The organism is Brevibacillus sp. NSP2.1, assembly GCF_000470975.2.
Classification (GTDB): Bacteria; Bacillota; Bacilli; order Brevibacillales; family Brevibacillaceae; genus Brevibacillus; species Brevibacillus agri.
In genome coordinates, this window is the sequence record NZ_CP048274.1 from 5,278,475 (window position 1) to 5,291,024 (window position 12,550).

13 protein-coding genes are annotated in these 12,550 nt (G+C 56.1%); 8 read left to right on the forward strand and 5 right to left on the reverse strand.

Features of this window, described 5'->3' with window-relative positions; translation table 11 throughout:
• Positions 1–8 precede the first annotated feature (8 nt).
• From M655_RS25985 to M655_RS26015, 7 genes are all read left to right on the forward strand, one after another.
• Positions 9–1,343, forward strand: coding sequence for a DUF4129 domain-containing protein (locus M655_RS25985; protein ID WP_286085933.1), 1,335 nt, complete (start codon positions 9–11; stop codon positions 1,341–1,343).
• A gap of 155 nt (positions 1,344–1,498) precedes the next feature.
• A complete protein-coding gene (locus M655_RS25990) occupies positions 1,499–2,590 on the forward strand; it encodes an ArsR/SmtB family transcription factor (RefSeq protein ID WP_026558280.1) in 1,092 nt (363 codons plus the stop codon).
• A gap of 1 nt (position 2,591) precedes the next feature.
• Positions 2,592–3,401, forward strand: a complete 810-nt coding sequence (locus M655_RS25995; RefSeq protein WP_007776835.1) for an ABC transporter permease — start codon at positions 2,592–2,594, stop codon at positions 3,399–3,401.
• A 16-nt stretch (positions 3,402–3,417) separates the two neighbouring features.
• A complete protein-coding gene (locus M655_RS26000) occupies positions 3,418–4,404 on the forward strand; it encodes an ABC transporter ATP-binding protein (protein WP_026558281.1) in 987 nt (328 codons plus the stop codon).
• The gene (locus tag M655_RS26005; RefSeq protein ID WP_005835554.1) at positions 4,401–5,216 is read left to right on the forward strand and encodes an ABC transporter permease; all 816 of its coding nucleotides are present in this window, start codon (positions 4,401–4,403) and stop codon (positions 5,214–5,216) included. Before M655_RS26000 ends, M655_RS26005 begins: the two co-directional genes overlap by 4 nt.
• Before the next feature lie 165 nt (positions 5,217–5,381).
• The gene (locus M655_RS26010; protein ID WP_007776828.1) at positions 5,382–5,687 is read left to right on the forward strand and encodes a hypothetical protein; all 306 of its coding nucleotides are present in this window, start codon (positions 5,382–5,384) and stop codon (positions 5,685–5,687) included.
• Positions 5,688–5,839: 152 nt separating this feature from the next.
• A complete protein-coding gene (locus M655_RS26015; protein WP_221175370.1) occupies positions 5,840–5,929 on the forward strand; it encodes a putative holin-like toxin in 90 nt (29 codons plus the stop codon).
• A gap of 374 nt (positions 5,930–6,303) precedes the next feature.
• On the opposite strand, the gene pdxR is transcribed toward M655_RS26015, so the two are convergent.
• From pdxR to M655_RS26035, 4 genes are all read right to left on the reverse strand, one after another.
• On the reverse strand, positions 6,304–7,683 hold the full coding sequence (pdxR, locus tag M655_RS26020; protein ID WP_026558282.1) for a MocR-like pyridoxine biosynthesis transcription factor PdxR: 1,380 nt from the start codon (positions 7,681–7,683) through the stop codon (positions 6,304–6,306).
• Positions 7,684–7,752: 69 nt separating this feature from the next.
• Complete coding sequence (locus tag M655_RS26025) at positions 7,753–8,808, reverse strand: MFS transporter (protein ID WP_051353964.1); 1,056 nt, start codon at positions 8,806–8,808, stop codon at positions 7,753–7,755.
• Positions 8,809–8,868: 60 nt separating this feature from the next.
• The gene (locus M655_RS26030) at positions 8,869–9,456 is read right to left on the reverse strand and encodes a TetR/AcrR family transcriptional regulator (RefSeq protein ID WP_025845752.1); all 588 of its coding nucleotides are present in this window, start codon (positions 9,454–9,456) and stop codon (positions 8,869–8,871) included.
• Positions 9,457–9,615: 159 nt separating this feature from the next.
• Positions 9,616–10,644, reverse strand: a complete 1,029-nt coding sequence (locus M655_RS26035; RefSeq protein WP_005834020.1) for an NADH:flavin oxidoreductase/NADH oxidase — start codon at positions 10,642–10,644, stop codon at positions 9,616–9,618.
• Positions 10,645–10,790: 146 nt separating this feature from the next.
• Here M655_RS26035 and M655_RS26040 point away from each other — a divergent pair, with 146 nt between their 5' ends.
• Positions 10,791–11,066 carry a hypothetical protein gene (locus tag M655_RS26040; protein ID WP_152344134.1) on the forward strand — a complete coding sequence of 92 codons (276 nt, stop codon included), beginning with the start codon at positions 10,791–10,793 and terminating at the stop codon, positions 11,064–11,066.
• Positions 11,067–11,359: 293 nt separating this feature from the next.
• Here the strand turns inward: M655_RS26040 and M655_RS26045 are convergent, their stop codons facing one another.
• Complete coding sequence (locus tag M655_RS26045; RefSeq protein ID WP_026558284.1) at positions 11,360–12,463, reverse strand: citrate synthase/methylcitrate synthase; 1,104 nt, start codon at positions 12,461–12,463, stop codon at positions 11,360–11,362.
• Positions 12,464–12,550 lie beyond the last annotated feature (87 nt).

The following is a 12,550-nucleotide window of genomic DNA, read 5'->3' on the forward strand; positions in this document are numbered from 1 at the left end:
TTTCCCTCGTGAGCCGATGGACGCTTACTTTTTGGCTGGAGGCGCTGCTCGTTGGCGGTTCGCTGATGATGCTTGGCTGGATGACGGCAGACTTTGGCGCGCTGCTGTTCTTTTGCCTCGCTGGCTGTCTGCTCCTGATCGCGGGAAGCTGGCTGTATCACCACGGCGGCCGCCATACCGTGCTGCATCTCTTGCTCTATCCGTTTGTGCTTGGCGTCGGGGTGCTCAGCTTTGTTCTGTTCGGCTCGTGGCTGATCGCCCTCGCCCTGGCAGGCGTCTTTTTTTGGCGGATTCAGGGAGCGGCTGCAAACGGGATCAACCATGTCAGTCTGCTGCGGCGGTTCGTTCTGGCCTTTATGGTTTGCCTGATCCAGTTGGTTGTCGCGGCTCTGTACGGAACTGCCGTTGATTCGGAGACGTTTTCGCCTGCCCCTTACTTCGGCATGCTCGCCCTCGTGACCGCAAGCTACGTGCTGATCGCGGTCGGGGCTTACCTGCTGCGGGAGGAAGCCCTTCCCATCCGCCTGCCTGCCCGCCTCCGCCTGATGCTCGCGGGTCAGGTGCTGGGGACGCGCCTGCTTGTGACAGTTGGCTATGTGGCGGCTGCCTCTGCCCTGCTCGGTTTGTTGAGCCTGCTCTGGTCGTGGGTGAAAGGACCGCTTGGCACCGGGCTTTACATGCTGATCGAGCCTGCCTTGCAGATGCTGGCGGAGTGGATTTCCGGGCTGTCGCAAGTATTGGACAAAGACCAGCGCGTTCATAATGTGCTGAACAACGAAGGGCAAGGCGGCAATCCTCCCCTGGAACCCGTCAGTCAGGGCGAACCGCTCTTTTCCTTGCTGGAGCCTTATCTGATCTCGCTTTTCGTCGTCGTAGCGCTGTTTCTGTTGGGCAGGTACATGTGGAAACGGCGCAATCGCAACTGGCAGGCGGAGCCAAAAGCAGTCACGGCAGCCCCGGCGATTGATCTGGCCCCGCTGCCCCCCGCTGCTGAAGGCGAAGCGGCGGAATGGGATGTCTCCAAATGGTTCAAAAAACCGCTTGGCCCCGCAGACGACGCGACCCGCTACGCCTACTTCCAGTTTTTGCAGACGATGGGCAAGCAAGGTGTCACGATCCACCCGCATGAAACGACGCAGGAGTTTTTGCAGCGGCTGCAAAAGCATCCTGCGCTGACGGCGGCACAACTGGAGCTGGCAGGCAAAATCACCGACTTTTACGAGCAGTATCGTTACCAGGAACATCCCTTGTCGCAGCAAGAACTTGCGGACATGCAGCAAGCTGTCCAGGCGCTGGTGGCCTATGAGCAGACCAGCAGTCCGAGTGAACCAAAAGAAGTGTAACGGGCACGATCATGAAGCAACCACGCGCTCCCGGCGTCTGTGGTTGCTTTTTTTCGCTTGACAACCGTTTCTTCCTCTTGCATAATTTTTTCACTTTTGCCCACTCGTAAATTCAATTCACCAAACGGTTAATCGAAAAGAAAGGAGGTTTCGCAATGCAAGACCTGGCTGCCTGGCTGCAAAAGCATTTGTCGATTGCGTACGTGCCGGGTCACGAGTTTTTTCTCAGCCTGCACGTGCTCGCCAACCCTGACCACCACACGAGCCGTCTTGGCTGGGCGCAGGAGTCTCTCTCCGCGCTTCCCGCATCGCTTGTGAAAAAGCTGCACCAGTTCAGCAACATGTCCAACCAGTTTCTCGATGCAATGGACTTCCTGGTGCCGTGGGAGGAGCGATACGAGCATTCCGTCGAGGCCAGCCTGGAGCAGTTGCAGGCAATGGATGCGGCACAGTTTGCCCAGTTGATGCTGGGGCCTGTCTATCACCCCCGGCAACTGCAACAGTGGATGCAAGGGCACACGGACGATCTGTTTGAGCAGCTCAAGCCGGAGCATCGGGAGTTACTGCGGCATCCCTTGTCCACAAAACGCCGTTTTCTTGAGTTTTGCCACGCCTACCTCCCTTTTTTCCGGGCAGAGGAACGGCGCATCGAACCTTGGCTGGTACGCGCGGTCCACGAGGGACAGGAGCGGATTGCCGCGGATCCGGTCGGCTTTTTGGCGCAGGTGCATCCTCGGCTGAAGGTGCATGAGAACTTTTTGCAGTTTCACAAAGCGCAGACGTACACCTTCGCCTACTCCGAGCTGGCGGGCATCCACCTGCGCGCCTCCACCTTCGTCTCGCCCCACCTGCTGCTCGGCATTTGCGGGGAGCATATTTCCGTCGGCTTTGCGGTCGACGTTCCGGGCATCTCCACAGCCTCAACCATTCCCGCGGACTTCACGCTGAAAATGAAGGTGTTCAGCGACCCGACGCGGACGGCTATTCTCAAGTCGCTGCTCGATCACCCTTACTGCACGCAGCAGTTGGCAGACTTGCACGGCATCAGCGAGCCAGCCGTCAACAAGCATTTGAAGCTGCTGGTAGAGGCGGGCTTCGTCTGGAGCGAGCGGCGCGGTCGGTACGTGTTTTACCGCGGCATCACTTCCCGGCTGGAACAACTGGCTGTCGATCTTCACGAGTTCATCGACATGCCTGCCCCTGGCCTTGCACTCTCGACGCCAAAACCATCTGAACGGAGGAACTGACGTGTTTCGAGTTGCCAAAGCAACCTTTGTCCGCAATACGCTGGTGATGATGCGCGCCTACCCGTGGTCGTTCGTCATCGGCCACATCCTGTCTGGCGTGTACACCGTGCTGTTCGCCTACTTTGCCTATCATTACGTATTTGCCGGGCAGTTGGACGGCCGTTTCCTGCATTTGACGGGGACAGACGATTATTTGTCCTACGCCATTTTGGGCGGCGCCTTCTACGCTTTTGCCGTCTCCACGCTGATGAATGTCAGCCGCTCGCTCATTACCGAGCTGCGGGAAGGAACACTGGAGGCGGTATTGCTCACCCCGTCCCTGCGCAGAGGATACTTTTTGGGCAACGTTGCCCAACAGCTCATGCGCACAGTGTTTGAATTTTCCGTCATCGTCATCGTCGGCGCCTTGTTCGGGCTTACGCTTGTCCACGCCCACATCGGGAGCGCTATCGTTGTCTGGCTTTTGTCTACCGGGGCGTTTTTCTGTCAGGCGCTCGTCTTGGGCAGCCTGATGCTGCGCTTTCGCGATACGTACATCACGCAAAACACGCTGTTTGTCATCATGGCGTTTGTATCCGGCGTCACGTTTCCCATCCCGTACTTGCCGGAATGGCTGCAGCCGCTGGGCGCGATCATGCCGCTTGCCCCTGCGCTGGACGCTTTTCGCCAATGCGTGATCCAGGGCAAGCCGCTGATCGCCGTTTCCCCACAGCTTTTCCACATGGCGGCTCTGTCGCTCGTCTACCTCGCGATCGGCGTGTGGGGCATGCGGCGGATGGAAAAGCGCGTCGTCGAATCAATCTTTGGATAACAGGAGGTTTTTTCTCATGCTGATTGTGGAAAATGTGCGGAAAGTATATCGGGTGAAGGAGAAAAAAGGCTGGCTCCGGCAGCAATGGAAACAGGTCGAGGCGGTCTCCGACGTTTCGTTTCGGATGGTGCCCGGCAAAATCATCGGGCTGTTGGGCATCAACGGCGCGGGAAAGACGACGACGATCAAAATGTGCTCCACGCTGCTCACCCCGACCAGCGGCACGATTACGGTTGACGGATATGACGCGGTAAAAGACGATCGGTTCGTGAAGGCCAAGGTCAACATGATTGCGGGCGGCGAACGGATGCTGTACTGGCGGTTGACCGGGCGGGAAAACTTGCAGTATTTCGGCAGCTTGTACGGACTGCACGGCCAGGCGCTGCGCAGCCGGATTGACGCCTTGCTTTTGCAGGTCGGACTGCTGGACGCGGCCGATACGCCTGTCGAGCGCTACTCCAAAGGGATGAAGCAACGGCTGCAAATCGCCCGCGGACTCATCAACGACCCGCGCTACCTGTTCCTGGATGAGCCGACGCTGGGGCTGGACGCGCCCATCGCCAGACAGCTTCGCAAGCATGTCAAGGAACTGGCTGTAGAGCACGGAAAAGCGATTCTTTTGACCAGCCACTACATCCACGAGGTCGAGGAACTGTGTGACGAGGTGTACATCATCGACAAAGGAAAGCTCGTCGCCCACGACACGCCCGAGCAGTTGACTCGCTCGCTCCACCTGGAGACGGCTTTGCACGTCGTGATCCCCGCCCTCTCCGACACGCTGGACACCGATCTGCAAAAGCTCGCCCTGCGCAACGGCGGCACGCGGGAAATCGCGGAGACGGACGAACAGACATGGGAAGTGACCTTGCGCGGCAAAACCGATATGACGACTCCGCTGCTCTCGCTTTTGGCCGCCCACCAATCGCCTGTCCTGCGCCTGCACACCGAGCAGCCGTCGCTGGAGGACGTCATCCTGCACATGGCGGAAAGGAGAGGCGCATGAAACAGCTCGCTTCCTTGCTGTGGGCGGAAATGGTGAAGGAGCACCGCCATTCTTTTCACAGCAAAATGGTGTACTTCAGCCTGCTCATCTGGCCAGCCATCATGTTTGTGACCGCGTATTATTCTTTTGCCCCTTTTCGCCTGGGGGCTGACTCGCCGCTTGCCCGCTTTCTCTCGCCGGAACAACTGCCCCTGTTTTTGCTGACCGGGTATCTCGGCTACATTTTTTTCTGGTGCCTGGTGCAGTCTGCCTGGCAAATGAGCTTTGAGCGGGAGGCGGGGACGATGGAGATGATTTTTATCAGCCCGGTCAATCGTCTGGCCTTTCTATACGGGCGCTCGCTGTCTTCGCTCGTCGAGGGGGGCTGGCTGTTCTTTTGCTTCACGCTGCTTGCGCTTTTGTTCGTCGGCGGCGTTCACCTGAGCGGATGGTGGGCAGTGCCGCTCGCCTTTGTCGTCCTGCTCGGCTCGGCGATCGTCTGGGGTGGATTTTTGAGCGTCCTGTTTCTGTTTTCCCGCGATTCCAGCTTTTTGTACACCGTGCTGGATGAGCCGATGCTGATTTTCTCCGGCGTCCGCCTCCCGCCCATGGCTTATCCGCTCTGGGCCAAGGCGATTTCCTTTTGCTTTCCGTTGACCTACGCTCTCCAGCTCGTGCGCGGTTTGCTGATGGAAGGGGCTTCGCTCGCGTCCTTGCTGCCCGAATTGGCGCTTTTGGTCGGTGTCTTGCTTGTGCTGGTGATGGCGACGGTCCTGCTGTTGAAAAAAGCGGAAAGGCATATGAAAGAGACGGGGAATATGGTGATGTATTGAGGTTTTTCTGGAAAATCAAGGATGGGTAGCCTATATTGGGGACATGAAGGTACAAGCTGGTATGACGACAATCGCTGGTTCTGAGTAACGAACGTCAGTCGGCCCGCTCCAATGAAGGGTGGGCTGGCTAGTACCATGCGGAAAGGGAAAGGCTGGTGGTCATGCATGAAAAAGTATGTAGCCATGTGCTGTTTGTCAGTCGTATATACTTTTTTTGGAGAAATGCTCGTATTTTTGCTAGCCGATCCGCATGCCCTTGGCGATACTACTATTTATCACTTTTTGAAAAATGGTTATTACATCATGGGGTTTGTTATTGTCGTGTGGACTGTGAAAGTGATATATAGGAAAGGTTTTCATAGAAATAAAAAGGAGCTTGTACTCGATTATGCGATATATGCTGTGATGGTTATGTTGGCGTACACTTGCACAAATATTGTAATTGATACGTATTTTGCGCATTTGGTCTGATAATACTTGGGGCCAGTCTGGATCGCTCTTTGCCGCTGGCGGATTTCTTCTTTCAGCCGTTCAAAGCTGAGTTAGATGGTCGGCTCATCTCCCGCGTCGGAAACGGAAGGAGCGTGGGAGCGTGGCAAGTACTTCCTGAAACGCTTTCGCTCATGCTCCAGTTTGGCGGTTTTCTTGTCGGACTGTTGAGCCTTGTCGTAGCAATCGTCGTTGCCCTGACCAAACGAAATGACCGCCCTTAAAGCTTTGACAGGCTAAGGCGGTCATTTTGTCAGTCGTGCAATAAACTTGAGCCGATCCCCTGAAAGGGGCCGTCTTGTACTGCCGACATAGTGTTCCCGCACCGTGTCGGTTTCTTTTTAGTGTTCCCGTTGCATCAGTCGAAATACTGATAACTTTTCTATTTCCATCCTAGCACCCTTCCCGCTTCACTGACAACGGGCTTTGGAGATCGGCTGGCCTTTGAAGCAGATTGTCCCGTCCAGATCGAATATAAATCTCATCTCGTGTTTGTCCCCTTTGCTTTGTCGCTTTCTTGTCCATCATAGAGGGTCAAGGGCCACTGCTTGAAGGGACAGATGGAACAAGGTGAGCGGGACAGAAAAAAAGGGTACAGTCACCCGAACCAGGCAGAAGCGAGCAGGCGAATGCCTTCCTCGATCTCCTGCTCGCTCAAAGCGCCGTACCCAAGCAATACCGTCGCATACTGCCGCGTGTCATGCACCCAGTACCTTGCTGTTCCGTACACCTTCACGCCGCACCGCGCAGCACGCTCCATCCACTCCGCTTCGCTGCCCTTTTTCTGCACGGTCAAAAAAGCGTGCAGTCCCGTGTCCTTCCCTTCCACTTCCACGCGCTCGCCCATCCAGCGGGAGACGGCCTGAAGAAATGCCTTGCGCTTGTCAGCGTAGCTTTTGCGCATGGCCTGCACGTGCCTGTGCCAATAGCCGTCCGACAAATATGCAGCCAAAGTCAACTGATCGAGCCTGGAAACGGGTTGATCGTATTCCGGCACCCGCTGGTGAAAGCGCGCCAACAGCTCATACGGCAGGACGAGATAGCTGACGTTGCAGACAGGCAGCAGCGCTTTGGACAGGCGTCCGATGTAGACCACCTTTTGCGGAGACAGGCTCTGGATCGCGGGGAGAAAGCTTTCCTCGTACTTGAACTCCCACTCGTAGTCATCCTCCACGATATACGCCCGGGACTGCACCCATTCGCTCAACGCATGCCGTTTTTCGAGCGGCATGACCAGCTTGTGGATGAACTGCTGCGACGGACTCACGTACATGACATCGGCCCCGCTATCGACCAGCTCCTGCATAGAAACGCCGTCCGCCCCAAGGGATATGCCCCGCACCTGATAGCCGCCGTTTGCAAACGTGTTTCGCGCCCCGTCATAGCCGGGGTTTTCCACGCCGATGACCTGCTTTTCCCTGTCCAGCAACTGAACGAGAACCGACACAAGCTGCTGTGGAGTCGCGCCGACGATGATCTGCTCCGGCGCAGCCGCGACTTTGCGCGTCTCGTGCAGCAGCTTCACCAGCTCTTTGCGCAGGGCAAACTCGCCCTGTGGCTGCTCCTCGACCATATAGCGCTGCTGGTGGTCAGCGATTACGCGGTTGCGAAGTTTGTTCCACTGCTGAAACGAAAAACGCCCCAATTCGATATCGCCGTAGCGAAAATCTATGCGAATGTCCGCCGCTTGCGCTTCCCCCGGACTTGCGGCTGGCGTGATCGAAGGACGCTCTGCCTGATACACGACCTGATAGCCTTTTTTCGGGATGCTCCTGGCGTAGCCTTCCGAGACTAGCAACTGGTATGCGACTTCCACCGTATTTTTGCTGACGCCAAGCGATTGCGCACAACTGCGGATCGAAGGCAGAAATTCCTCGTCCTGCAAATGGCCGTGCCTGATTTCGTCTTTTACATAGTGATAAATTTGCGTAAAAAGCGGTTCCTTTTCACGAAACCGGATGGCAGACAGCTCTCGCAAACCGTCTCCCCCTTTCCAGCCGTCCTTTTTTCCTTAGTCTACCATACTGGCCGTTTTGGGGGATTCGCTTCAACTGTTGGCCTGCAAGCCGGAGCTACGGGTTTTGCCGAAGCGGAAATAGTAGAACAGGAAAATCAGCGCGTGCAAAGCGGCAAGCACCAGGTAGATATTGCTGTAAACAAAGCCGGCCGGATACGGGTTCACAGGATTCCACTGGGTCGTTGCGCCAAGATCAATCACTTTACTGTAAATCCCCGAAGCAATCCCCATGGAGATGAAGTTCAGCATCGAAAAAATCCCCCTCCCTACTCCCGCCTGCTCCTTCGCCAAGGTTGCGGAAATCGAATTTGCCAGCGTAATTTGCATGAACGACTGGCCCACATTGCCAAAGATCAAAAAGCAGGCAATCCCGATGACCGCTATGCCCGTAAAAGTAGAGAGCAGTCCGAAGCAGACGAGCAGCAAGCCGGACGCCAGAAAAAACAGGTACGCGTTCCCTTTCCGGTCTGCGAGCTTCCCGCCCACTCTGCCGAGAAGCGCCGAGGCAACGGCTGCCGGGACCATGACAAAGCCGATCCAGTTTGTCGACAGCTCTTGCACGGACGAAAGCAGCAGCGGGCTGACGTAGTACAGCGAGATCCCCATTCCGTTGATAAGAACCGCGAGTACAAGTCCTGCCGTGTAGCGTTTGTTGGCAAAAATTTTCGGCTGCACAAACGGATCGGCAGCCCGGCGAATCCGCACGATGAACAGCGCCAGTGTAAGCAGGCTGCCAAGTAGGAACCACCACGTACCGTTCGTGACTCCGAGAAGGAACAGCGCGACCGAAACGCCGAGCAGAGCGCCGCCCAGCCAATCAAAAGACCCGCGCGAGAGCGTATCTTCCTCTGCCAAATATTTGCGGTAAAACGGCAGCGGCGCGAGAATCAAAAGCGGCACGGCGAACAGCCAGCGCCAATGCGCAAAGCTGACGATGAGCGCCGACAGCACAGGCCCAAGCGCCCCGCCGAGCGCCAGCCCGACTGCCGTCATGCCGAGGACAGAGCCACGCCTCTCTGGCGGGAAATAACGGACGGGAATGAGCATCGCCGTAGCCGGAATGGCCGCCGCCCCTGCCGCCTGCAAAATTCTGCCGAAGAGCGCCAGCGCAAACGATTGCTGACTGACATTCGCTTGATAAAAAAACTAGGGAGTCAACGCCCTAGCAAAAATCTCCACGCTTTCCGCGATCAGCGCCTCCAGCGAGACACCCGAAAAGTTGTCCGGCCCATCCAGATTGTTCATGAACGCTCCGAAGTTCATCATCATGAAAGCCGTTGCCTGTGCCTCCGGGTTGGTTCGAACCATTTTGCCCCTTTTGCCCATCTCTGCGAAGTAATTCGTCAACCCGGTCAAAAGCTGGCGGGGATGCTTTTGCGTGCGCTCGCGGAAGCCTGGCAGTTGTCCTTCGTCTTTGATGCTGATCCAGATCATTTTCCGGTTTCGGTTCATCAGCTCATGGTACGTCCGGCTGACCAAAAGCAGGTCTGCGCGCAAATCCCACACGAGCCGCTCCGCAAACAGCTTTGTCATCTCCTCCGTATAATGAAAACGGTCAAAAGCGCTCTCCAGCAGATTGCGCTTGCTGCCGAACTGGCGGAACAGCGTCTTTTCACTCAAACCTGCCGCGGCCGCGATTTCTTGCGTCGTGACACCGTTGTAGCCTTTTTCCGCGATAAGATCAATGGCTGCCATCATCAGTCGTTCACTGCTGCTGAGACGATTGCTGTCCATGCTTCCCTCATCCTCAAAAATGATTGTCAGTACTGACTGACATTTGTCTTATACGTCTTTCCAGGTTGTGTCAATCCTTGCACAAGAAAAAGGGCTTCCCCCCATGTCCGCCACATCGCGGCATGAAGGGTTGCCCCGCTTTCTTCTGAAAAATGTCATTTAGAACGCGCGCGCATACTGCTTGGGCGGCTGGGCTTCTTCAGCCGACAGCGCGTGGATTGCATGCAGCGCCCAGTACGGATCGCGCAGCATGCCGCGGCCTACTGCAACCAAATCCGTGTCGCCGTTGCCAATCACTGCTTCTGCCAGCTTCGGATCGTCGAGGTTCCCTACCGCGATGACCGGAACATCGAGCGCCTGCTTGATCGCCCGGGCAAGCGGAACCTGATAGCCAGGGTGGATTCCCGGACGTCCGCCGGAGCCGATCGGGCCCTCGCCGCCACTCGACAGGTGGAAAATGTCAACGCCTGCTTCCTTGTATCTGCGGCACAGCTCTGTGCTGTAGTCCAGGCCGTATCCGCCATCTACGTATTCCACGGCAGAGACGCGCATGATGAGCGGCATGTCTGCTGGAATCACTTCTTTGATGGCGGCGATGACTTCTACGCCAAACAAAGCTTTGTCGCGTCCGTACTCATCTTCCCGCACGTTTGTCAGTGGGGAGTGGAACTGGTGGATCAAGTAGCCGTGAGCGCCGTGAATCTCGATCGTGTCCATGCCTGCTTCCACCGCGCGTCTTGCCGCTTCCTGAAACTTGACGACCATCGCTTTGACTTCTTCTGTGGTCAGTGCTCGCGGCGTTTTGTAGCGGGAGCCTGGAAACGCAATCGCGGATGCAGACACGGGAACTTCCGCGTCTTCCGCTTTGCGGCCCGCATGCCCGATCTGGATGCCGATTTTCGCGCCGTATTTGTGAACTTCCGAGACGATTCGCTTGTACGCGGGAATCTGCTCGTCGGACCACAGTCCGAGGTCGTAGTTGGAAATGCGGCCGTCCGGCTCTACGTCTGTCATCTCTACGATGATGAGGCCTGTGCCTCCTACCGCGCGGGACACGTAATGAACGAAGTGCCAGTCTGTCGGCGTACCGTCCTGCGCTTCCACGGAGTATTGGCACATCGGCGGCATGACTACGCGATTTTTCAAGGTCAATCCTTTGAACTGAAACGGGGTAGACAACAAAGCCATTTGTTCCACTCCTTACTTTTTTTCATTATCATGCCAAAAGTTAGCGTGCTCTGCAATCCCTTGGCTGCACTTTGGGGATTTTCTGGTGGGGCGGTTGGAAAAGGTCAGCATGGTTTGCTTCGTCGGTGCTTTTGTTGGGGGAAGGAATGAGACGAGATGGCTGGAGCTTCTTGGGATACCCGCTGGGGGTTAGACTGCCCGGTCGGTATCCCAAAGAGCTTTCGCGGATTTCTCCTCTTTCCTCGTCAGGAGCGAATGTGTTCGTCGATGGGTTACAAAAAGCAAGAAAAAAAGAATTGGTAGCGAATACTCGGAAGTCTATTGCCGATGCCGCTCGACCAGCCTTCCAGCTAAAAGCCAAAACACGCCTTTTATCATCTTCAACCTCGAACCAGCAACCTGCCCAGACTCCCTTCATTTAACGCGTTTTCCCTCCACCCATACGAAGCAGACAGCCCCAACTCCCTTACCGGAAGCCAAAGCACCTAAACCGTTTCCTCTTATTTTCTCCGTCCATCGCTACGACCACAATTAACCGTCAGCGCACGGTGTCTCGCTTACGAAAACTGCCGTCTTATCACCTCACCTGCACAAGCAAGCCCTGCCTGATCTGACCCGGCGTACAGCCTTGCCCCAACTCATTTCTGCAGCAAAAAAAGCCACCCGCGCCAACGGATAGCTTTTCTCCAAAACAAAAGACAAGACGCCTTCTCTATTATTCCGGCATGGTGCCGATGTAATTCGATTGAGGACGGATGATCCGGTTTTTCGCGGCTTGCTCCAAAATGTGAGCGGTCCAGCCAACCACGCGGCTGACGGCGAACGTCGGCGTGAACAGGTTGTCGTCCAGCCCTACCGCGCGCATCACTGCGGCGGCAAAGAACTCGACGTTTGTATTGAGCTTGCGGCCTGGCTTGTATTCTTCCAGCAGTTGCAGGCCGACCTTTTCTACGTGTGTCGCGAGGTCAAACCACGGATCGTTGGCCGACAGCTCGGAAGCGACGACGCGCAAAGCGGTTGCCCGCGGGTCGACGGTTTTGTAGACGCGGTGTCCGAATCCCATCAGGCGGCCGCCGTTTTCCAGCTTGTTGCGAATCCACGGCTCCGCGTTTTCCTTCGTGCCGATCGCTTCGATCATCTCGGTCACTTCGGACGGAGCGCCACCGTGCAAAGGACCTTTCAAGGTGCCGATGGCCGCCGTAACCGCAGAAATCAGGTCAGACTCTGTAGAGCTGACGACGCGGCCTGCGAAGGTAGAGGCATTCATGCCGTGCTCCTGCGTCAAAATCAGGTACGCATCCAGCGCCCGCACATGAGCCGGATTCGGCTTTTCCCCTTTTAACATGTACAGGTAGTTTGCCGTGTGATCCAGCTCCGGATTCGGGTCGAGCGGCTCGCGGCCTTCCAGACAGGCGAAGCGGTACGCGACAATCGTCGGCATTTTCGCTGCCAGCGCGATGACCTCATCAATGGTTGGCGGGAAGCCGTGGGAGGAACTGCCCAGAGCGGAAACACCCGTGCGCAGCACGCTCATCATATCGACATCTGCCGGAATCAGCTTCAGGATTCCTTTGACATGTTCCGGCAGTTCGCGGTTTGCTTTGAGCTTGTTCTTCAATTCTGTAAGCTCCTGCTCGCTTGGCATATGTCCGAACCAGAGCAGGTGTGCGACTTCTTCAAATGTGTGATGAATAGCGAGATCGCGTGCCCAATGCCCGCGGTAAACAAGCAGTCCGTTAATTCCATCGACCAGGCTCAGGTCTGTTTCTGCTACGGCGATTCCATCCAGACCAATTGCCAAAGGATGTTGTTTTGTCATGATCGCCACTCCTTTTTCATCTCTTTTCCCTCCAGTATATCGATTATCAATATGAAAGGGAAATAGAATTAAAACCCGCTATTAATC